Here is a 19,972-nt window from a genome sequence, read left to right as displayed (position 1 = left end):
CTCAGCGGTCGGTGGGCGCGGGTGCCGGTGCGGGCGCGGATACGGACTCGGGCTCAGGTTCGGGACCGGGCTCGGGCTCGGCGGTGACCGGAGTCCAGGGGAACGGCGGGTCGGGGATGTCGCGTCGTAGAACGGGGGCGATGTCGGACTGGAAGAGTTCGAGTGAGGCGCGGTGCTGGGCTTGAGTGAGGCCGCCTGCGTCGGCGTGCAGATGGAGCACGCTGTGTCCGAACTGCTCGTGGTAGCGGTGCACCTTGTCGATCACCTGCTGCGGGCTGCCGATCAGCGCCGAGCTGCGTTCGACGAAGTCCTCCAGCGTGGCGAACACCGGCTCGACTCCGAGCTGCTTCTGGAACGCGAGATGGCCCTCGAAGACCGGCCGGTAGGCGGCGATCGCTTCCTGCGAGGTGCGGGCCGCGTAGTAGCCGGCCGTCCCTGCTCCGACGACGGCCTGAGCCGGGTCGTGGCCGTAGTGCTCCCAGCGCTCCCGGTAGTGGCGGATCAGTTCGGCGTACGGCTCGATCGGGTGGGTGACGTTGGCCGAGAACAGCGGATCTCCGTAGCGGGCGGCGAGGTCGACCGATTCCCGGCTGGTCGCGCTGCCGTGCCAGACCCGGATGGGTTGCTGGAGCGGTCTGGGCCAGACCTCGGCGTCCGTCAGCTCGGGGCGGAAGCGGGGGGAGGCGCTCACCTTGTCCTGCCGCCAGATGCGGCGGAACAGCTCGTAGGTCTCGGCGTTGCGGTGCCACTGGTCCTCGGGTGTGACGTGGAACAGCTCGCGCTGGGCGGTGCCGTTGCCCTTGCCGATGATCAGGTCGAGACGGCCCGCGGACAGGTGGTCCAGGGTGGCGTAGTCCTCGTACGCGCGTACCGGGTCGAGCAGGCTGAGGGTGGTGACGGCGGTGAACAGCCGGATCCGGGAGGTCAGCGCGGCGATGTGGCTGAGTACGACCGGTGGCGAGGAGGAGATGAAGGGCCGCTCGTGGCGTTCGCCGACACCGAAGCCGTCGAATCCGAGTTCCTCGGCCAGCAGCGCGTTGTCGATCACCTCGCGGAAGCGCTCGTTGGTCGTCTTCTGGATACCGGTCACCGGATCCGGGGCGTGCACGATGAGGGTGATGGCCAGGAACTTCACGACGCCGCCCGTCGGGTCTCCGTCTCCGCGCGGGCGTCGGGGTGTGCCAGGCCGAGGTGGTCGCGGAGCGTGGTGCCCGTGTAGTCGTGGCGGAACACGCCGCGTTCGTGGAGCAGCGGAACGACGGTGTCGGCGAACTCGTCCAGGCCGCCTGGGGTGATGTGCGGCACCAGGATGAAGCCGTCGGCGGCGTCCGCCTGGACGAAGTGGTTGATCGTCTCGGCGACGGTGGCCGGGGAGCCGATGAACGACTGGCGGCCGGTGGTCTCGATGACCAGCTCGCGGATCGACAGGTTCTCCGCGGCGGCGCGCTCGCGCCACTGCCGGGCGACGGCGAGCGGGTCGCGGAACATCCGGACGCTGGCCCGGCCGCGGGCGATGGTGTTCTCGCCGGGGGCCGGGTCGATGTCGGGGAGCGGGCCGTCCGGGTCGTAGGCGGACAGGTCCCGGTTCCAGACATGTTCCAGGTACTTGATCGCCGTCTGGCCGCTGACCTGCTGACGTCGTACCTCATGCGCCAGTTCCTGCGCCTCGGCGTCGGTGTCGCCGAGTACGAAGGTCGCCGCGGGGAGGATCAGCAGTTGGTCGTGGGTTCGGCCGTGGCGGGCCAGGCGTCCCTTGACGTCGGTGTAGAAGGCCCGGCCCGCCTCCAGGGTGCTGTGCCGACTGAAGATGGCGTCGGCGCCGGCGGCGGCGAACTCGCGGCCCTCGTCGGAGTCGCCTGCCTGGAAGATCACCGGGCGGCCCTGCGGGCTGCGCGGGACGTTGAACTGGCCGGCGATGTCGACGTGCTGTCCTTGATGGACGAAGGCTCCGGCCTGCGCGTCCTTGAGGAAGATGCCGGACTGCTGATCAGCGACGATTTCGTCGCCGTGCCAGGAATCGAACAACTCGGTGGCGGTGGCCAGGAACTCCTTGGCCCTGGAGTAGCGCTGATCCTGGGGGAGGAAGCCGCCGCGCCGGAAGTTCTCGCCGGTGAAGGCGTCCCACGAGGTGACCACGTTCCAGGCGGCGCGTCCGCCCGACAGGTGGTCCAGGCTGGCGAACTGGCGGGCCACCTCGTACGGCTCGTTGAAGGTGGAGTTGATGGTGCCGGTCAGGCCGAGCCGTTCGGTGACGGCGGCGAGCGCGGACAGAACGGTGAAGGTGTCGGGGCGCCCCACCACGTCCAGGTCGTAGATCTGGCCGCCCTGTTCGCGCAGCCGCAGTCCCTCGGCGAGGAACAGGAAGTCGAACTTGGCTCGTTCGGCGGTCCGTGCGAAGTGCGCGAACGAGCTGAACTCGATGTGGCTGCCCGCCCGCGGGTCACTCCACACGGTGGTGTTGTTGACGCCGGGGAAATGGGCCGCGAGATGGATCTGCTTCAGGGTCCTGCCCGAAGTCGCCTTGCTCGAGGCCGGCGTGCCGGTGGTCGGCTTGCTCATGGTGGTACGACTCCCCCTCAGACGGCGGCGTAGCGGTTGGCGGGGCGAGTGAGCCCGAGCAGCCCGCGTAGGGTGTCCGCCTCGTAGGCGCGGCGGAAAGCGCCTCGGCGTTGGAGTTCGGGCACAAGGCCCCGTGTGATCTGCTCCAGGTCGTGGCCGATCACTCCGGGGCGCAGCCGGAAGCCGCTCAGGCCGGCCCGGCGCCGCTCCAGCAGCAGGTCCGCCAGTTGTCCGGGCGTACCCGTGAACACCTCGGCGTCGCTGGTGTAGGCATGGCCCGCGAGGCCGTCCAGATGGGCCTTGCGGTCCTCCGCCGCCGCGCGATCGTCGTCGAGGAACACCACCAGGTCACCGAAGATGTGCAGTGGCTCCTCCGCCCGCCCCGCGGCGGCCTGGGCGGCACGGATCTCGGCGACGACGGTGCGGGCCTGGTCGCTGTCGTGCGGGGTGACGTAACCGATGTCGGCCGAACGGCCCACCAGTTGGTACGGCACGCTCTGGTGCGCGAGCGCGCTGACGACGGGCTGGCCCTGCGGGGGCCGAGGGGTGATCGAGGGCCCTCTGACGCTGAAGTGCCTGCCCTCGAAGTCGATGTAGTGCAGCTTGTCACGGTCGATGAAGCGCCCGGTGGCGACATCGCGGATCTCCGCGTCGTCCTCCCAGCTGTCCCACAGACGGCGCACCACCTCGATGTGGTCGGCGGCCTCCTCGAAGAGTTCGGCGATCAGGTTCCGGCCGGCCGGGGTGTCCCGGTCCTCGGCGCGGAGAGACGGGAAGGTACGGCGGCCGAAGTGCGCGGCCTCGTGCTGCCGTGCCGTCACCTGGACGCGCAGGCCCGCGCGACCGGTGCTGACGTAGTCCAGGGTGGCGATCGCCTTCGAGATGTGGAACGGCTCGGTGTGGGTGGCGACCACGGTCGGCACCAGACCGATGTGCCGGGTCAGCGGGGCGACCCGCGCGGCGACCAGCACGGCGTCCAACCGGCCCCGCACCTGGTCGGTGCGCCCGTCCGGCTCCGTGAGGTGCGAGGACTGCGGGCCGAGCGCGTCCTCGAACGTCACGAAGTCGAGCAGGCCGCGTTCGGCCTCGGTCACGAGATCGGCCCAGTAACCGGCAGTGAACAGGTCGTGGGGCCGGGCGCCCGGCTCACGCCATGCGGCCGGGTGCCAGCCGGTGCCGTCCAGCGCCACGGCAAGGTGAAGAGGGGGATGTGCGGACACGAGAAGGGCGCCTTCCTGGTCGACCGTATGTGATCACCAGTCCTCGTGCAGAAGGACTCGGTGGCGGGGAACAGGTCAGGAACGACAGAGGGCGCCGGCCACCCGTTGCAGATCGATGTGAGGCCGGGAGTACAAGCGGACGCAGCCGCGCGCGACGAGAACCCCGGCAGCCGGGACGAGCACGCGGGAAACGGCGGGCAACACCGTCACCTCCACTCTTCCAGCTGTTTGTCCTGCTCGGATCGGGGCTCGCCGCGCTCCGGCATGGCAGGCCCCATGTCGTCGCAGGTTAGACGGAGCCGGACGGAGGAAGGTGGAGAGCGTGTTGCGGTTCCATGAAACCGTCCAGAGGCTCCTGGCAGGGCTGAGCGGCGGCACCGTCCGCGATGTGCACCGCCCAGTCCAGGATCTGCACGGCCGCCCCTGCGGCCTCCAGTCCTCGGCAGTGGGCATGGTGCCTGCGGGTGATGCCGTCCAGGTCGAGGTGTCGGCCGAAGGCGGGGTGGGCGGCGCGTCGTCGTGCGCAGGCCCACAGGTGCGGATGCGCGGCGATGCGGTGCACCGCGGCGGCGTCCAGGTGCAGTCGGTGCACGGTGTCGATCCGCACCAGGGTCACCCACAACTGCACGTCGGCGGCCGTCATTTCGTCGCCGAGGATGAAGTCCTGAAAGGCGAGCCGCCCCTCCGGTGAACCCAGGGCGCGGAGCAGGGATGTCAGGGCGGTCTGACACTCCCCGGCATCGGTGTCCGCCTGTCCGGCGTGCTGTGCGGCTGCGTTGATGCGGTACTCGCAGAGGTGCTCGACGGCCTCGATCTCCGCCCCGGCGCCGTGCGGCAGCGTTGAGGTGTACCCGTATGCGACGGGACGGGTGCCGGTGGGCACCGCTGGTTCAGCGAGGAGCGTTCGCCGCGCTGCAGACGCGCAGGAGATCGAGGTGGCGGCGGGAGGTCAGGAGGAGAGACAGCCGGCAGAGACTGGCAGATGCTCCCATCCGTCTGGCGAATACCCAGTTCAGCAACGCATCCGGCAGGGCGTCAGGTGGCGCAACAATCCAGCAACACCACTATTCCGATCGGATAGGTACGGTTTCGAGCCATGCCGCCCACCGACCGCATCCGAGACCACGCCGGCCAAGGCGCCGCGACCACGGTCGCCGCCCACCGCAGCCGGCGCAGGCTGCGCGCCGACCGGGCCAGGCAACTCGCCGACCTGCTCCGCCGCCAACTCCTCACCGGCGCCTTCCCCAACGGCGCGCTCCCCCACGAGTCGACCCTCGCCACCGACTACCGCGCCTCCCGCAACACCGTCCGCCAGGCCCTCGGCCTGCTGCGCACCGAGGGTCTCGTCGAGCGCCAGCCCGGTGTCGGCACCCTGGTCGTGGCCCGGAAGTACCCTCACGGCCTCGACCGCCTGCTGGGCCTTGCGGAAACCCTCCGCGAACACGGCCGGGTCACCAACGAGGTCCGCACGATGGGGCCCGTCCCGGCCCCTGCCCCCGTCGCCGAAAGACTCCGCGTGCCCTCGGGCACCGACGTCCTCTACATCGAGCGCCTGCGCCGTCTGAACGGCCTCCCTCTGTCCCTCGACCTCACCTACATCCCCCTGGACATCGGCACCGCGCTCCTCGCCGCGGACCTGGAGAACACCGACGTCTTCCGCCTGCTGGAGGCGACCTGCGGTCTGCCTCTCGGCCACGCCGAGATCACTCTGGAGGCGGTCAACGCGGACGCCCACTCCGCCGCCGTGCTGCAGGCCCCGCAGGGCGCGGCCGTCCTGATGCTGGAACGTCTCACGCATCTTGCCGACGGCCGGCCCGTCGACCTCGAGTTCATCCGCTTCCGTGGCGACCGCATCGCGATGAGCGGCTTGCTGCACCGCTCCGTCTGACGCCCCCGAAGAGACAACCTTCAGAGACAACCTTCCTGGAGACAGCCATGCCCTTGGCGCCCCAGCGGGCCGACGTGCCCGTGACCATCGACGAGTCGAAGTGCATCGACGGCTGCACGCTCTGCGTGGACATGTGCCCGCTGGACTCCCTCGCCATCGACGCCGACAGCGGCAAGGCGTACATGCACGTCGACGAGTGCTGGTACTGCGGCCCGTGCGCGGCCCGCTGTCCCACCGGAGCCGTCACGGTCGACATGCCCTATCTGCTCCGTTGAGAGGCCCGAACACCCATGAAACGCACCGCAGTCGCAGTATCGGCAGTGGTCCTGCTGCTCCCGCTCGGCGCCTGCGGCGGTGACGCCGAGGCCGGCAGCCGCTCCACGGTCACCGTCACCGTCGGCTACCAGTCCAAGACCATCAACACCGTCACCGCCGGGACCCTGCTGCGCTCCCTCGGCTACTTCGAGCAGGAGCTCGACTCCCTCCATGACGGTCACACCTACAAGGTCGCCTGGCAGGACTATGCGACGGGTGCCCCCATCACCGCCCAGATGACCGCCGGGAAGATCGATATCGGCTCGATGGGCGATTTCCCGCTCCTGATCAACGCGGCCCGAGGCAAGCAGCTCGGCCGCCCCACCCACCTCGTCTCCGTCACCGGATACAACCTGCGCGGCGGCCTCAACACCATCGTCACCGCCCCGGATTCCAAGCTCGCCTCCCTGCGGGACCTGGCGGGCAAGAGGGTCTCCACCAGCGTCGGTTCCGCCGCCGACGGCACGCTCGTACGGGCCCTGCAGCGCGCCGGCATCGACCCCGGCAAGGGCATCGAGAAGCTCAACCAGCAGCCCGCGGTGGGTGCTTCGGCCCTGGCGGCGGGCAGCACGGACGCGCTGTCCCAGTTCGTCGCGTGGCCCGGCCTGCTCGCCTTCCAGGGCAGGGCGAAGGCGCTGTACGACGGAGCGCAGCTGAACCTGCCCACGTTCCACGGTGTCACCGCCCGCGAAGACTTCGCGAAGACGCGCCCGGCCGTGCTGGAGGCGTTCCTGAAGGCCCAGGAGCGGGCCACCGACTACCTGAACGAACACCCCGTCACCGCCACCGAGAAGGTCGCTCAGGCCACGGGACTGCCCGCCGAAGTCGTCTACCTCTACAACGGCGCCCACGGCATCTCCACCTTCGGCCCGGCTCTCAAGCCCCAGCTCGTCTCCGCCCTGAAGCAGGACGTGTCGATCCTGAAGTCCGCCAAGCTGACCGGCGACGTGGACGTGGACTCCTTCGTCGACGACCAGTACGCGAAGAAGGCACTCGGCGAGGCCGGGTACGCGAGGCGGCTCGCCGCAACGCCCCCGCCCGCCGCGAGCGAGGTGTGGCCGAAGGGCACCCGGAAGACCCGCACCTTCACGTCGCCCGTCGAACTGCTGGCCTACGTGGCGAAGCACGCCGACGGCATCCGCGCCGGCTACGTGCCCGACGCCACCACCGGTACCCTGTGGTTCGCCGACAAGGCGGTCTGGGTGGCCGACGGCGCCAAGCTGCTGCCCTTCGTCGCACCGGCGACCGCGCAGGCGTACGTCGACGGTCACGTCGGCGCACGCGTCATCACGTATGCCGAGGCGCTGGAGCGGGCGTCGTGACCCGGTACGCGCTGCGCGGGCTGTCCCTGGCCGTCGCCCTCGGCCTGTGGCAGGTGCTGACCACGCTGCACGTCGACCTCTGGCTGCGCTTCTCGCAGTTCCCGACGGTCACCGACGTGGTCCGCGCCTTCGCCGGCCGTTTGTCGGGACCCGACTACTGGACGGACCTCACCGACAGCCTCACCCGGATTCTCACCGGTTTCCTGCTCGCCGCCATGCTGGGCGTGGCCGGGGGTGTGCTGGTGGCCCGCTCCCGTCTCGCCGAGGACCTGCTGGGCCCGCTGCTGGAGGTGGTCCGCCCCATCCCGGCGATCGCCCTGGTCCCTGTGGCGATCCTCCTCCTGCCTTCCGACGAACAGGGCATCGTCTTCATCACCTTCACCGCCGCGTTCTTCCCGGTCCTGGTCTCCACCCGGCACGCGGTGCGCGCGCTGGCCCCCGTATGGGAGGAGGCGGTGCGCACCATGGGCGGCGGCCGGTGGCGGATCCTCCGCTCGGTCGTCCTGCCGGGCGCGCTGCCCGGCATCTTCGGCGGCCTTTCGGTCGGCGTCGGCGTCGCGTGGATCTGTCTGATCTCCGCCGAGATGATCTCCGGTCAGTACGGGGTCGGCTACCGCACCTGGCAGGACTACACGGTGCTCGACTACCCCGGCGTGTTCGTCGGCATGGTCACGATCGGCGTGCTCGGCTGGCTCACCTCCACCGCTGTCGAGCTACTGGGCCGCCGTCTCACCCGCTGGCTGCCGCGCACCTCGTACGCCCCCGGCGCCCGGCCCCGGGTTCCCAGGGCAACGGGTCCACGGCCGGAGCCCTCAGCCGTACGCACCTCATCCCCCGCATCCGAGGCCGAGGAGACGCGCGATGAGCACCTCGTCTGAGACGACGACGGCCACCGTCGGTGCCGCCGCTGTGAGGAGGACCGCGCCCGTGGGCGGCGCACGGCTCACCCTCCGCGCCGCCGATCTCGGCCGTCCCGGCTCCCTCGCCCTGGCCGAAGTCGATCTGGACATCGCGCCCGGCGAGATCCTCACCGTCGTCGGCCCCTCCGGCTGTGGCAAGTCGACCCTCCTGCGCGCCCTGGCCGGCCTCCTGCCCCCGCTCGCCGGGCAGCTCACCGAGGACGAACACCTGCTGACCAGCCCGTCCGTCGAGCGAGCCCTGGTCTTCCAGGAGGACGCCCTCCTGCCCTGGCGCACCCTGCGCGCCAACGTCGAACTCCCGCTGGCCATCCGCGGCCTGCCGCGCGCCGAACGCCGCACGCAGGCCGAGGCATGGCTGGCCCGGGTCGGCCTCGCCGAGCACGCCCGCCAGTTGCCCCACCGCGTCTCCGGCGGGCAGCGTCAGCGCGCGCAGTTGGCCCGTGCCCTCGCCGGCCGCCCGCGCACCGTCCTGATGGACGAACCGTTCGGTGCTCTGGACGCCCAGACCCGGTCCGGAATGCAGGACCTGCTGGTGGAGGTGCTGCACGGCACGGGCGCGACCGTCGTCTTCGTCACCCACGACGTGGACGAGGCCCTGTTCCTCGGCGACCGCGTGGCCGTGCTGGGCGCGGGCCGGCTCGCAGCCGTACGGGACGTACCGCGCCCGCGCGAGCGCGCCGCCCACGACGATCCGGCGCGCATCGCCCTGCGGCGCGGCATCCTCACGTCACTCGGTTCTTGAAAGGCACCCTGGTGGACACCCCCCTGGAAATCCCGGCCCTCACCGACGCCGAGGAGCTGACCTGCGACGTCCTCGTCATCGGCGGCGGCACGGCCGGCACCATGGCGGCGCTGACCGCCGCCGAGCACGGTGCGGACGTCCTGTTGCTGGAGAAAGCGCACGTCCGCCACTCCGGCGCGCTCGCCATGGGCATGGACGGCGTCAACAACGCGGTCATCCCCGGCCGTGCCGAACCCGACGACTACGTCGCCGAGATCACCCGCGCCAACGACGGCATCGTGGACCAGACCACCGTCCGCCAGACCGCCACCCGCGGCTTCGCCATGGTGCGGCGACTGGAGTCGTACGGGGTCAAGTTCGAGAAGGACGAGCACGGCGAGTACGCGGTCCGCCAGGTCCACCGCTCCGGCTCGTACGTGCTGCCCATGCCCGAGGGCAAGGACGTGAAGAAGGTCCTGTACCGGCAGCTGCGGCGGCGCGAGATGCGCGAGCGGATCCGGATCGAGAACCGGGTGATGCCGGTGCGCGTGCTGACGGTTCGGGGGCAGGCCGTGGGGGCGGCGGGCTTCCACACGCGCACGGGTGCGTTCGTCGTCGTCCGCGCGGGCGCGGTGATCCTGGCGACCGGCCCCTGCGGACGGCTCGGCCTGCCCGCGTCCGGCTATCTGTACGGCACGTACGAGAACCCGACCAACGCGGGTGACGGCTATGCGATGGCCTACCACGCCGGTGCCGAACTGACCGGTATCGAGTGCTTCCAGATCAACCCGCTGATCAAGGACTACAACGGGCCGGCCTGCGCCTACGTCGCCAATCCTTTCGGTGGCTACCAGGTCAACCGGCACGGGGAACGCTTCGTCGACTCCGACTACTGGTCGGGTCAGATGATGGCGGAGTTCGCGGCGGAGGTGGCGAGCGACCGGGGCCCTGTCTACCTGAAGCTGAGCCATCTCCCGGAGGAGTCGGTCACGGCCCTGGAGTCGATCCTGCACTCCACCGAGCGCCCGACCCGCGGCACCTTCCACGCGGGCCGCGGCCACGACTACCGAACCCACGACGTCGAGATGCACATCTCGGAGATCGGCCTGTGCGGCGGCCACTCGGCCTCGGGTGTGCGGGTCGACGACCACGCCCGCACGACCGTCCCCCGCCTGTACGCGGCCGGCGACCTGGCCTGTGTGCCGCACAACTACATGATCGGCGCGTTCGTCTTCGGCGAGCTGGCGGGCGCGGACGCCGCACAGTACCCGCCGTACGAAGGGGACCTTCCCTCCGGCCAACTGCGCGAGGCGCACGAGCTGATCTACCGTCCGCTGCGCAACCCCGACGGCCCGCCGCAGCCCCAGGTCGAGTACAAGCTGCGCCGCTTCGTGAACGACTACGTGGCTCCACCGAAGTCCGGCGCCCGGCTGTCGCTGGCCCTGGAGGCGTTCGAGCGGATGCGTGCCGACATCGCCGCGATGGGCGCGCGCTCCCCGCACGAGCTGATGCGCTGCGCGGAGGTCACGTTCATCCGCGACTGCGCGGAGATGGCCGCGCGGGCTTCCCTGGCCCGCACGGAATCCCGCTGGGGCCTCTACCACGACCGTCTCGACCACCCGTACCGTGACGACACGTCCTGGTTCCACCATCTGGATCTGCGTAAATCCCCTTCCGGTGCAATGGAGTTCACGGCCCGTCCCGTGGCGCCCTATCTGGTTCCGGTCGACGGTTTCACCCCGGCCGGCGGCCCCTCCCGGCACCTCGGCGAGGTCCACCCGGAGAAGGTGGCGACCGCAGGGTCCCGGGAGGTGGCCCCGGTGACGATGCGGCAGGAGCCCGCCGTGACCGGTACAACCGCCCGCCCCGATACCGACGCGGGGGCGGCGGCCACACCGCGCCTGCTCGAACTCCTCGCCCTTGCGGAGAACGAGCCCGAACTCCCGGTTCTCATCCCCTACTTGACCGACCCGGAGCCCGCTGTCCGCAGCACGGCCGTCGCCGTCCTGACGGAGACCGTGCCACTGGGAACCGGACCGGCCCTGGCCGCGGCGCTCGCCGACACCGACGCCGGCGTCCGCGCCGCCGCGGCTGCCTCGCTGCGCGAACTGGTCGAGACCCTGGCCCCCGAACCGGCCCTGCGTGACGGCCTCTTCGCCGCCCTCTCCGATGCCGATCCCGTCGTCCGTGCCGCCGCACTGGACGTCCTGCGCGGCCTGCGCGTCGGTGACGTCGACCTGTTCGTGGTCTTGCTGTCGGACTCCGACATCGCCGTCCGTATCGCGGCCGTGCGAGCGCTCGTGTCGGTCGACGCCACCGCAGAGGTCGCGGGCGCGGCAGCCACCGAGCCGTCACGCGAGGTCCGCGTCACGATCGCCAAGGCCCTGGCCGGCATGGCTCCGGGTCCGGACTCGGACGTAGTCCGCTCGACCCTTGCCGAACTGGTCGACGATCCCGACGCCCTGGTGCGCGGGGCCGCCTACGAGGCCCTGGGCACGACCGGCTGTCCGACCCTTCTGGCCGTACATGCCGAGTCAGCCCTGTCCGACCCGGCCTGGCAGGTGCGGGCCGGCGCCGCCACCGCCCTGTCCGCCGCGGACCCCGACGTGGCCGTCCCCGCACTCGCCAAAGCCGTCGCCGACCCCAACGCCGACGTCCGCAAGGCCGCGGTACTGGCCCTGACCCGGCACCGTGCCACCGAGGACGCCCGAGCAGCCCTGACCACCGCGACGGCGGACTCGGACGCGGACGTCAGGGCCTATGCGGCGCGGGCACTGTGATGCGTCCTGGCGACGGACAAAGAGCCGGGCTGTGCGCCTCCGGACACCGGGACGACGTCTCCGGCCGATGCGGGCACCGGCCGCCGTTTGCAGCCGGACGACCAGCAGCGGAGAGTCCGCACAGCTCGTCGCGTTTCCGCGCGCGACCGGACACGTGAGGCTCGTAGAGGTTCACGCCTTTCGCTTGTGGTCGGCGGTCGCGGTCAAGCTGCTCGTCCGGCGGCCGCCGGCAGGGCCGTACGGCTGCCGAGGGCGTTGGAGAACTGGTCGACGACCTGGGCGAGGGCCTCGGCCGGGCCCGGCGCGACGGTCAGGGTGCCGTCCTCGCCCACCGCAATGTCCTTGTCGAGCGTGAACCAGCCCTGGACGATGTGCGCGGCGCCCATGGAACTGAGCACCGGGCGCAGGGCGTAGTCGATCGCCAGGACGTGTGCCGTGGTCCCGCCGGTCGCCAGCGGAAGGACGGTCTTGCCGGACAGGGCGTACTGCGGCAGCAGGTCCAGCAGGGACTTCAGCAGCCCGGAGTAGGCGGCCTTGTAGACGGGCGTGCCGATCACGACGCCGTCGGCGCGGTCGAACAGGGCGGTCGCCTCGGCGATCGCCGGGTGCCGGAAGTCGGCGCCGAGGAGCGCGTCGGCGGGGATGGTGCGGACGTCCAGGGGGATCACTTGGTGTCCCTGGGCCGTGAGCCGCGCGTCCAGGTGGCGCAGCAGCCGTGCGGTACGAGAGGTGGCGGAGGGACTTCCGGAGACAGACAGGACGGTGGCCATGGCGGACCCTTCAGAGGCGTGAGATTTCTTCGTCGGGGTGTGGGGCCGCGTACTGCGGCCCCACACCCAGCAACGGCTACTTGTTGGTCTTCGGCAGGCCGGGAGGATTGATCTCGGACTTGGTCACGGCCTCGTTGGACAGGCCCCAGCGCTTCAGCACCTTGGCGTACGTGCCGTTCTCGATGACATGGCTGAGTGCGTCGGCGAGCGGCTTGACCAGGCCGCTGTCCTTCTTGGTGGTGGCCGCGATGAGGCCCTGCAGGGTGGCGCCGGCGCCGGAGTACGTGCCGACGACCTCGGTCTTCCCGGTGGTGGCCGCGTGGTAGGCGGCGGTCGGGTTGGGGCCGAGGTAGAGGTCGATCCGGCCGGACTGGAGGGCGAGGTAGGTGTCGCTGTCGTTCTGGTAGTACTTGATGTTCACCGGCTTCAGGCCGGCCTTCACGTCCTCCTTGCTCCACTCGATCAGCAGCTTCTCCTGGTTGGTGCCGCTGCTCACGGCGACCGTCTTGCCCGCCACGTCCTTGGGCCCGGTGACCTTCAGACCGCTGCCCTTCTTGGCCTCGAAGCCGAGGTTGTCCTGGCGGTAGCTGGCGAAGTCGTACTTCTCCTTGCGCTCCTCGGTGTCGGTGATGTTGCTGAAGCCGACGTCGTACTTGGCGCTGTCGAGGCCGACGAAGATGTTCTCCCAGGAGACGGTGTTGATGTGCGGCTTGAGGCCGAGTACGTCGGCGACCAGGTAGGCGATGTCGGGTTCGACGCCGATGACGGTCTTGTTGTCGGTGGCGTAGAAGGTCAGCGGAGCCGCGGAGCCGGACGAACCCACGATCTCCAGGGTGCCTCTCTTGCGGATCGTCTCCGGGACCTCGGCGGCTATGGAGTCGACCTTGCCGGTGGTGATGCGGTGCTGATCAGGGCTCAGGTTGATCTTCGTAGCGGCGCCCTTGGTGGCCGCGACCTCGGTCGTGCCGCCGTCGGAGGGGTTGCTGCACGCGGCGAGGACGAGGGCGGCGGTCAGTCCCAGCGCGGCTGCGGAGGTGCGGCGGGTGAACGAGGTGGACATGGTCGTGCTCCTTGCGAGGGCGAAAGGGGTGAGGGGCGGTCAGAGGACCTTGGAGAGGAAGGCGCGGGTGCGCTCGTGCTGCGGGTCGTCCAGTACGGCCGCGGGCGGGCCCTGTTCCACGACGACACCGCCGTCCATGAACACCACGGTGTCGGCGACCTCGCGGGCGAAGCCGATCTCGTGGGTCACGACGATCATGGTGGTTCCGGTGCGGGCCAGGTCCTTGATGACGTCGAGGACTTCGCCGACCAGCTCCGGGTCGAGCGCAGAGGTGGGCTCGTCGAACAGCAGCACCTTCGGTTCGAGGGCGAGCGCGCGGGCGATGGCGACGCGCTGCTGCTGACCACCGGACAGCTGCCGGGGGTAGGCCCCCGCCTTGTCGGCGAGACCGACCCGGTCGAGGAGCCGACGGGCCCTCTCCTCCGCTTCCTTGCGCGGTCGGCGCAGCGCGGAGACGGGAGCCTCGATGAGGTTGTCCAGCACGGTCAGGTGCGGGAAGAGGTTGAAGTTCTGGAAGACGAACCCGATGTGGGTGCGCTGTTTCAGAACGTCCTTCTCCTTCAGCTCGTGCAGCTTGGCGCCCGAGCGGCGGTAGCCGATGAGTTCGCCGTCGATGCTGATCCAGCCGCGGTTGACCTTCTCCAGGTGGTTGATGGTGCGCAACAGCGTGGACTTTCCGGAGCCGGACGGGCCGAGGATGACGGTGACTTCGCCGGCGCGGACCTGGAGGTCGACGCCGCGCAGCACTTCCAGCGGACCGAAGCTTTTGTGGACGCCGTGGACGTCCACCATCACGTCGTCGACCGTCGACTTCACGTCCTTGACGGTCACCGTCACGTCGCTCATCGGCTGTCTCCCAAGGGCTTCAGGGGTACGACGGGCTGGTGACGCTGTGCCGCCGCGGCACGCAGGTCGCGGACGAAGCGGCGGGCGCGCTGGACGGGGGTGGGCGGCGGGGTGCGGTTGGCGCCCCGGGCGAAGTGCCGCTCCACGTAGTACTGGGCGACCGACAGCAGGGAGGTCAGCACCACGTACCAGGCGGTGGCGACCAGAAGCAGCGGGATCACCCGGCCGTTGCGGCCGTAGATCACCTGCACCTGGTAGAACAGCTCACCGATGGACATCACGTAGACCACCGAGGTGCCCTTGAGCAGGCCGATGATCTCGTTGCCGGCCGTCGGCAGGATGGCGCGCATGGCCTGCGGCAGCACGATCCGGCGAATCTGGCGCAGCCGTGGAATGCCCAGCGCGGCGGCGGCCTCCAGCTGCCCGTGGTCTACGGCGATGACGCCGCCGCGGACGATCTCCGCGGCGTAGGCGGCCTGGTGCAGCGTCAGTCCGATGACGGCGGCACCGATGCTGCCGATGAGGCTGTTGCTGTCGACGGACCAGAACACCGGACCGAAGGGGATGCCGACGCCCAACTCCCTGTACAGCGCGCTCAGGTTGAACCAGAACACCAGCTGGACGATCATCGGGATGGACCGGAAGATCCAGATGTAGGTCCAGGCGACGGTCTGCAGTACCGGGCTGCGCGACAACCGCATGAACGCCAGGACGGTGCCGAGGAGGAAGCCCAGCACAGTGGCGTACGCGGTGAGCTGGAGGGTCACCCCAACCGCCTGGACGATCGTCTCGGACAGGACGTAGTCGCGGAAGACGCCCCACTCCCAGACCGGGTTGGTGACCAGCCCGTGCGCGAACTGGGCGACCAGCACGACCACGGCCACGGCCGCAACCCAGCGGGCGTAGTGGCGGGCGGGGACGACCTTGAGCGAGGCCGGGTCGTCCGGGGCGGACCGTGTTTCGGGGCCGGTGCCCGGGGAGGCCGCGCCGGGTGGCGCGGAGGCGGAATCGGTGGTGAGTCCCATCGTGGTGTTCCTGCTTACTCGTTACGTGTGTTCGGGCGGGTTGATCCGCGACGTCTCGATCGCGGAGGCGGAGGTGCCCCACTTCTTGAGGATTCGGGCGTAGGCGCCGTTCTTGATCAGCTCGTTGACGGCGGACTGGAACGCCTTGGTGAGCGGGGAGCCCTTCTTGAAGGCGAAGCCGACGTCGAGGCGGTGGTAGTCGCCGAGGAAGGTGGTCTGCGCGGCGGGTTGTGCGGCCTGGTAGCGCAGGCCGTTGATGGTCGACATGATCACGTCGATGCGGCCCTGCTGGAGCGCGGTGAGCGTCGCCCCGTTCTCCGAGTAGACCTTGACGTCGTACGGTTTCTTGCCCGCCTTGGCACACACCCCCTTCTGCGCGGTGAGGGTCGCCTCGAAGGTGGTGCCGGCCCCGGTGCCGATGGTCAGCCCGCACAGCTGGGTGAGGTCGGTGACCTTCGTCTTGAGCGCAGTGCCACCCGTCTTCACCGCGAAGCCCTGGCCGTCGTTGATATAGGTGACGAAGTCGATGGTCTTCAGGCGCTCGCTCGTGACCCCGAAGTTTCCGGTGCCGACGTCGTACTTGCCGCTGCCGAGGGCGGGCAGGATCGTCTCGAAGGAGGCGTCCTGGCGCTCCAGCTTCACGCCGAGGACCTTGGCCACCGCGTCGGCGAGGTCTATGTCCTGGCCCGCGGGCGGCTTGTCCTGCCCGTTGGGGTAGTACGCCCCGGGCGGGAATCCGATCGAGCTGCCGACCCGCAGCGTGCCCGCCTTGCGGACGTCTGCGGGCAGCAGGGCTGCGACGGAGTCCACCTTGTGTACGGAGGCGACCGGATCGTCGGTCGGCGCGGGGGATGCCTGAGCGCCCGCCGGTATGGTTCCGGAGGTGTCGCCGGAGCCACAGGCGGTCAGCGCCAGTACGGGCAGCAGGGCGATGGCGGCGGCGATGCGCAGGCGGGTTCCGATGCCACGGACGCTCACAGGTCGGCTGCCTTTCCTCGGTGTGGTGCGGCCGGCAGGTGCTTTTCGAACGGCAGGGGCCCGATGGTTTCCGGGTCGGCCTCGGTGTCGAACAGCGGGATGTAGCCGGTCGTCAGGTACAGGCCGCGAGCCTCGGGCTGGCGCGGACCGGTGGTCAGGTAGATCCGCCGGTAGCCGCGGGCGCTCGCCTCGCGCTCCAGCTCGGCGACGACGCGTCGGGCCAGACCGCGCCTCCGGTGGGCGGAGTGCGTCCAGATCCGCTTCAGCTCGGCTGTCGTCTCGTCGTACCGGCGGAACGCGCCGCCCGCGACCGCCTCGCCACGGTCGAGGAGCAGGAGCAGTACGCCGCCGTGCGGCGTGGTGAACTCCTCGTCCGGATAGCGGGCCAGTTCGGCGTGAGCGTCCTTGCCGTAGCGTCGTGCGTACTCGTCACCGAGTTCGCGCAGCAGGGGCTTCACTCTCGGGTCGGCGACGAAGACCTGAGTAATCGTCAGTTCGGAGGCGGACGTCATCCGTTCACCGCCGCCAGGTTCTGCGTGCCGCGGGCCGCCCGCTCGGCGTCGCGCTTGGCGACCTCCTCGCGGACGATCGGGATCACGTACCGGCCGAAGTCGATCGCGTCGCCCAGCAGGTCGTAGCCGCGGGCGGAGAGGATGTCGACGCCGAGGTCGTAGTAGTCCAACAGTGCCTGGGCGACCGTCTCCGGGGTGCCGACCAGGGCGTTGGAGTTGCCCGCGCCTCCGGTGGCGGCGGCCGTCGGGGTCCACAGGGCGCGGTCGTAGCGGTCCCCCGCCTCGGCGATGGCGATGAGCCGCTGTGAGCCGACGTTTTGAGGTGTTGCAGCCTGCGGCGCGGCATGCCCGTTGTGGCGCTTGGTGATCGCCTCGCCCTTCTCCTTGCGGGACTTGATCGCACCGACCGTGCGGTGGGCCTTCTCCCAGGCCAGCTCCTCCGTCGGGGCGATGATCGGGCGGAACGCCACCTGGATGCGGGGCAGCTCGGTGCGGCCCGCGGCCTTCGCGGCGGCCTTCACAGCCTCGATCTGTTCGGCGGTCTTGGCCAGGGGCTCGCCCCACAGGCAGTAGATGTCGGCCTCGGCGCCCCCGGCGGCGTACGCGGCGGGCGACGAGCCGCCGAACGACACGTCCGGGCGGGGCTGTTGGACCGGGAAGACATCGCTGACGAAGTCGTGGAAGCGATAGTGCTCGCCCTCGTGGTCGAAGGGCTCGTGGGTGGTCCAGATCTTCTTGACGATCCGGATGTACTCGCGGGTGCGGGCGTAGCGCTCGTCCTTGGTGAGGGTGTCGCCCTCACGGCCCTGTTCGTGGTCGTTGCCGCCGGTGATGAAGTGCACGGTCAGCCGGCCCTCGCTGATCTGGTCGAGGGTGGCGAAGGTCTTGGCGGCGAAGGTCGGGTACGAGACGTTGGGCCGATGAGCGAGGAGGATCTGGAGGCGGTCCAGCCTGCTCGCGATGTAGGCGGCAGCCGGAGCGGGGTCCGGAGACCCGGAGCCGTAGGCGAACAGCACGCGGTCCCAGCCGTGGTCCTCGTGCGCCCGGGCGAGCCGGAGCGTGTACTCCTTGTCGAAGGCGGCGCCGGAACGCGGGGTGGTCTCTGAGCCGTCGTTGGTGGCGGCGATGCCAAGGAACTCCACGGGCATGGGAGATGGCCTTTCCTCAAGTCCTCTGGGGCCGTGCCGCTCCGTGGGCAGTAGCCGGGCGCGGCGGAGCAGCCCTGGGTGCGGCCGGGTGTGACGGCGCTTCAGGGTGCTGGAAACCAGGTGGTGAGCAGGTGTGATGACGCCGGGGCGTGCGCCTCGGGCGAGGTCGGGCGGCGGCAGCGTCTGTCAGGTCTCGCAGGACCGTCCGTACGCGGGTTCAGCGCGTGTTCAGCGATTGCGTACGACGGTGCCGCGAAGGGAGGAACTCGGCCCGCGACGGGGTCACCGAGGGAGGGAATGGGCCGGTCGGACGGCCCGCTGCCGCGTCAGGCGCAACACGCGGCGGACCACACCCGACCGAAGTCGATGTGGTCACGGGTGACCAGGCGCTGCTCGGCATTCATGCGATTAATTGAGCAGTACATCTCGCTTCTCGTCAACCACGGCCCGGATGCCGGACCGGCGCCCAGCAGTTCCTGTGCGTGGTTGACACATGCGCACGGTGCGCCCATACGATCGAGGACGGACCGGCTCCGCCGCGCTGCGGCGGCCGTACCGGCCGCGTTGAGGGACGCGGCGAACGCGATGACGTCGAAACCCAGCCATTGCCCCGTACCCGCGCTGTGTCGGCGCGGCATCCACGAACGCGCGCCGCCGGGTGGTCACCGACGCCCGCGCCTCCCTCCCCTGGAGAACCTCCCGATGGTCTCGCCGTCCGAAATCACCGTTTCTTCCCGCGTCTCCGCAGCCGTCCCGCACCCAAGCCACCTCAAAGGCTCCAGCAGCCAAGGCCCCGGCGACGAGCTGCCGCACATCGTGCCTCGTCGGCACGTCGGCCGCTGGCTGACGGCTACGGCGGCGCTGCTGGTCTTCGCGATGGTGGTCAACTCCGTCGTACGCAACCGCGCCTTCCAATGGGACGTGGTCGGCCGGTACTTCACCACCGCCGCCGTACTCGACGGGCTGCTGCTCACCCTGTGGCTGACCGGCGTGGTCATGGTGCTCGGCTTCCTGCTCGGCACCCCGCTGGCCGTGATGCGGCTGTCCACCAACCCAGTGCTCCGCACCCTGAGTTGGGGATACGTGTGGATCTTCCGGTCCACCCCGCTGCTGGTGCAGCTGCTGTTCTGGTTCAACATTGGCGCCCTCTACCCGACGCTCGGCCTCGGCATCCCCTTCGGGCCCCAGCTCGTCACCGTCAAGACGGTCAACCTGCTCGGCCCCACCCTCACCGCCGTCATCGGCCTGACCCTGCACGAAGCCGCCTACGCCGCCGAGGTGGTGCGCGGCGGCATCCTCTCCGTCGACTCCGGCCAGACGGAGGCCGCCCAGGCTCTCGGCATCGGCAGGCGGCGCACCCTGCGCCGGATCGTCATCCCGCAGGCGATGCGCTCCATCGTCCCGACCGCGGGGAACATGCTGATCGGCACCCTGAAGGGCACCAGCATCGTCAGCGTGCTGGCCGTGCACGACCTGCTGTACTCGGTGCAGCTGGTCTACAACCAGACCTACCAGGTCATCCCGCTGCTGATGGTGGCCACCCTCTGGTACATCGCCGTCACGACCGTGCTCAGCGCGGGGCAGTTCTACGTCGAGCGCCACTACGCGCGCGGCTCCTCCCGCACGCTGCCGCCCACGCCTCTGCAAAGGCTCAGGGTCCGTGTGGCCGCGCTTCGTGCCCAGCTGGCCAGGGCGACCGCGCCCGACGCCCGCCCGGCGGCCGACGGTGGCCGGTGAGCCCACCCACGGTGTTGCGTTCCCTACATTTCCTATCGATTTACTAGGAAAGCATTGACGGCCCGCCCAACGGGTGCGCAGGATGATGCACATGTCCCACACGCAGCAGCGACTCGTTCGTCGTCGGCATGTCGACTTTGGTCACGTCGTCAGCGCCGCCTGCTGTCGCGT

The 19,972-nt window shown here is 70.2% G+C and carries 18 protein-coding genes and 1 pseudogene; 7 read left to right on the top strand and 12 right to left on the bottom strand.

The genetic code is table 11. The annotated features are described in order from the left end of the window. Position 1: 1 nt before the first annotated feature. The 5 genes and pseudogenes from ACFYZZ_RS03610 to ACFYZZ_RS03590 form a co-directional block, all read right to left on the bottom strand. Complete coding sequence (locus tag ACFYZZ_RS03610; RefSeq protein WP_389171061.1) at positions 2 to 1,135, bottom strand: LLM class flavin-dependent oxidoreductase; 1,134 nt, start codon at positions 1,133 to 1,135, stop codon at positions 2 to 4. Then, on the bottom strand, positions 1,132 to 2,559 hold the full coding sequence (locus ACFYZZ_RS03605) for an NtaA/DmoA family FMN-dependent monooxygenase (protein WP_389171058.1): 1,428 nt from the start codon (positions 2,557 to 2,559) through the stop codon (positions 1,132 to 1,134). The genes ACFYZZ_RS03610 and ACFYZZ_RS03605 overlap by 4 nt, the downstream gene beginning before the upstream one ends. Before the next feature lie 17 nt (positions 2,560 to 2,576). Continuing rightward, positions 2,577 to 3,779, bottom strand: coding sequence for an LLM class flavin-dependent oxidoreductase (locus tag ACFYZZ_RS03600; RefSeq protein ID WP_389171055.1), 1,203 nt, complete (start codon positions 3,777 to 3,779; stop codon positions 2,577 to 2,579). Between the two features lie 75 nt (positions 3,780 to 3,854). After that, the gene (locus tag ACFYZZ_RS03595) at positions 3,855 to 3,962 is read right to left on the bottom strand and encodes a putative leader peptide (RefSeq protein WP_389171996.1); all 108 of its coding nucleotides are present in this window, start codon (positions 3,960 to 3,962) and stop codon (positions 3,855 to 3,857) included. Positions 3,963 to 4,068: 106 nt separating this feature from the next. Further along, a pseudogene (locus tag ACFYZZ_RS03590) lies at positions 4,069 to 4,614 on the bottom strand (glutathione S-transferase C-terminal domain-containing protein); the annotation flags it as partial. 261 nt (positions 4,615 to 4,875) lie between these two features. Between ACFYZZ_RS03590 and ACFYZZ_RS03585 the strand changes: the two are divergent. Genes ACFYZZ_RS03585 through ACFYZZ_RS03560 form a run of 6 tightly spaced genes read left to right on the top strand, consistent with a single transcriptional unit; the run spans position 4,876 to position 11,725 of the window. Continuing rightward, complete coding sequence (locus tag ACFYZZ_RS03585) at positions 4,876 to 5,667, top strand: GntR family transcriptional regulator (protein ID WP_389171052.1); 792 nt, start codon at positions 4,876 to 4,878, stop codon at positions 5,665 to 5,667. Positions 5,668 to 5,714: 47 nt separating this feature from the next. After that, entirely contained in the window at positions 5,715 to 5,942 is a 228-nt protein-coding gene (locus ACFYZZ_RS03580) for a ferredoxin family protein (RefSeq protein ID WP_389171051.1), read from the top strand. A 15-nt stretch (positions 5,943 to 5,957) separates the two neighbouring features. Continuing rightward, a complete protein-coding gene (locus ACFYZZ_RS03575; RefSeq protein ID WP_389171048.1) occupies positions 5,958 to 7,304 on the top strand; it encodes an ABC transporter substrate-binding protein in 1,347 nt (448 codons plus the stop codon). Then, positions 7,301 to 8,182, top strand: a complete 882-nt coding sequence (locus ACFYZZ_RS03570) for an ABC transporter permease (protein WP_389171046.1) — start codon at positions 7,301 to 7,303, stop codon at positions 8,180 to 8,182. Before ACFYZZ_RS03575 ends, ACFYZZ_RS03570 begins: the two co-directional genes overlap by 4 nt. After that, positions 8,166 to 8,966 carry an ABC transporter ATP-binding protein gene (locus ACFYZZ_RS03565; RefSeq protein WP_389171043.1) on the top strand — a complete coding sequence of 267 codons (801 nt, stop codon included), beginning with the start codon at positions 8,166 to 8,168 and terminating at the stop codon, positions 8,964 to 8,966. Before ACFYZZ_RS03570 ends, ACFYZZ_RS03565 begins: the two co-directional genes overlap by 17 nt. An 11-nt stretch (positions 8,967 to 8,977) precedes the next feature. Beyond that, on the top strand, positions 8,978 to 11,725 hold the full coding sequence (locus ACFYZZ_RS03560) for a fumarate reductase/succinate dehydrogenase flavoprotein subunit (protein ID WP_389171041.1): 2,748 nt from the start codon (positions 8,978 to 8,980) through the stop codon (positions 11,723 to 11,725). Between the two features lie 203 nt (positions 11,726 to 11,928). Here ACFYZZ_RS03560 and ssuE read toward each other — a convergent pair whose 3' ends face one another. From ssuE to ACFYZZ_RS03525, 7 genes are all read right to left on the bottom strand, one after another. Then, entirely contained in the window at positions 11,929 to 12,495 is a 567-nt protein-coding gene (ssuE, locus tag ACFYZZ_RS03555) for an NADPH-dependent FMN reductase (protein ID WP_389171038.1), read from the bottom strand. A gap of 76 nt (positions 12,496 to 12,571) precedes the next feature. Further along, entirely contained in the window at positions 12,572 to 13,555 is a 984-nt protein-coding gene (locus ACFYZZ_RS03550; protein ID WP_389171037.1) for an ABC transporter substrate-binding protein, read from the bottom strand. A gap of 39 nt (positions 13,556 to 13,594) precedes the next feature. Next, positions 13,595 to 14,347, bottom strand: a complete 753-nt coding sequence (locus ACFYZZ_RS03545) for an amino acid ABC transporter ATP-binding protein (protein WP_389171994.1) — start codon at positions 14,345 to 14,347, stop codon at positions 13,595 to 13,597. A gap of 50 nt (positions 14,348 to 14,397) precedes the next feature. Further along, complete coding sequence (locus tag ACFYZZ_RS03540) at positions 14,398 to 15,426, bottom strand: amino acid ABC transporter permease (RefSeq protein ID WP_389171034.1); 1,029 nt, start codon at positions 15,424 to 15,426, stop codon at positions 14,398 to 14,400. A gap of 21 nt (positions 15,427 to 15,447) precedes the next feature. Beyond that, positions 15,448 to 16,404 (bottom strand): ABC transporter substrate-binding protein, encoded by a 957-nt coding sequence (locus ACFYZZ_RS03535; RefSeq protein WP_389171031.1) that lies wholly within the window; start codon positions 16,402 to 16,404, stop codon positions 15,448 to 15,450. Continuing rightward, a complete protein-coding gene (locus ACFYZZ_RS03530) occupies positions 16,401 to 16,916 on the bottom strand; it encodes a GNAT family N-acetyltransferase (protein ID WP_389171028.1) in 516 nt (171 codons plus the stop codon). Before ACFYZZ_RS03530 ends, ACFYZZ_RS03535 begins: the two co-directional genes overlap by 4 nt. After that, on the bottom strand, positions 16,913 to 18,064 hold the full coding sequence (locus tag ACFYZZ_RS03525; RefSeq protein WP_389171026.1) for an LLM class flavin-dependent oxidoreductase: 1,152 nt from the start codon (positions 18,062 to 18,064) through the stop codon (positions 16,913 to 16,915). The genes ACFYZZ_RS03530 and ACFYZZ_RS03525 overlap by 4 nt, the downstream gene beginning before the upstream one ends. Positions 18,065 to 18,766: 702 nt before the next feature. On the opposite strand from ACFYZZ_RS03525, the gene ACFYZZ_RS03520 reads away from it, so the two are divergent. Beyond that, on the top strand, positions 18,767 to 19,801 hold the full coding sequence (locus ACFYZZ_RS03520; RefSeq protein WP_389171024.1) for an amino acid ABC transporter permease: 1,035 nt from the start codon (positions 18,767 to 18,769) through the stop codon (positions 19,799 to 19,801). Positions 19,802 to 19,972: the final 171 nt, after the last annotated feature.

Origin of the sequence: Streptomyces sp. NPDC001816 (genome assembly GCF_042892235.1) — a bacterium.
GTDB lineage: Bacteria > Actinomycetota > Actinomycetes > Streptomycetales > Streptomycetaceae > Streptomyces.
Note: the sequence above shows the minus strand (reverse complement) of the source record. Positions and strands in the feature narration are given on the sequence as shown.

Bases quoted from the DNA above. Each gene is read 5' to 3' on its own strand.
- ACFYZZ_RS03605 (WP_389171058.1), bottom strand. From the start codon at position 2,559: ATGAGCAAGCCGACCACCGGCACGCCGGCCTCGAGCAAGGCGACTTCG.
- ACFYZZ_RS03585 (WP_389171052.1), top strand. From the start codon at position 4,876: ATGCCGCCCACCGACCGCATCCGAGACCACGCCGGCCAAGGCGCCGCG.
- ACFYZZ_RS03580 (WP_389171051.1), top strand. From the start codon at position 5,715: ATGCCCTTGGCGCCCCAGCGGGCCGACGTGCCCGTGACCATCGACGAG.
- ACFYZZ_RS03575 (WP_389171048.1), top strand. From the start codon at position 5,958: ATGAAACGCACCGCAGTCGCAGTATCGGCAGTGGTCCTGCTGCTCCCG.
- ACFYZZ_RS03565 (WP_389171043.1), top strand. From the start codon at position 8,166: ATGAGCACCTCGTCTGAGACGACGACGGCCACCGTCGGTGCCGCCGCT.
- ssuE (WP_389171038.1), bottom strand. From the start codon at position 12,495: ATGGCCACCGTCCTGTCTGTCTCCGGAAGTCCCTCCGCCACCTCTCGT.
- ACFYZZ_RS03550 (WP_389171037.1), bottom strand. From the start codon at position 13,555: ATGTCCACCTCGTTCACCCGCCGCACCTCCGCAGCCGCGCTGGGACTG.
- ACFYZZ_RS03545 (WP_389171994.1), bottom strand. From the start codon at position 14,347: ATGGTGGACGTCCACGGCGTCCACAAAAGCTTCGGTCCGCTGGAAGTG.
- ACFYZZ_RS03540 (WP_389171034.1), bottom strand. From the start codon at position 15,426: ATGGGACTCACCACCGATTCCGCCTCCGCGCCACCCGGCGCGGCCTCC.
- ACFYZZ_RS03530 (WP_389171028.1), bottom strand. From the start codon at position 16,916: ATGACGTCCGCCTCCGAACTGACGATTACTCAGGTCTTCGTCGCCGAC.
- ACFYZZ_RS03525 (WP_389171026.1), bottom strand. From the start codon at position 18,064: ATGCCCGTGGAGTTCCTTGGCATCGCCGCCACCAACGACGGCTCAGAG.
- ACFYZZ_RS03520 (WP_389171024.1), top strand. From the start codon at position 18,767: ATGGTCTCGCCGTCCGAAATCACCGTTTCTTCCCGCGTCTCCGCAGCC.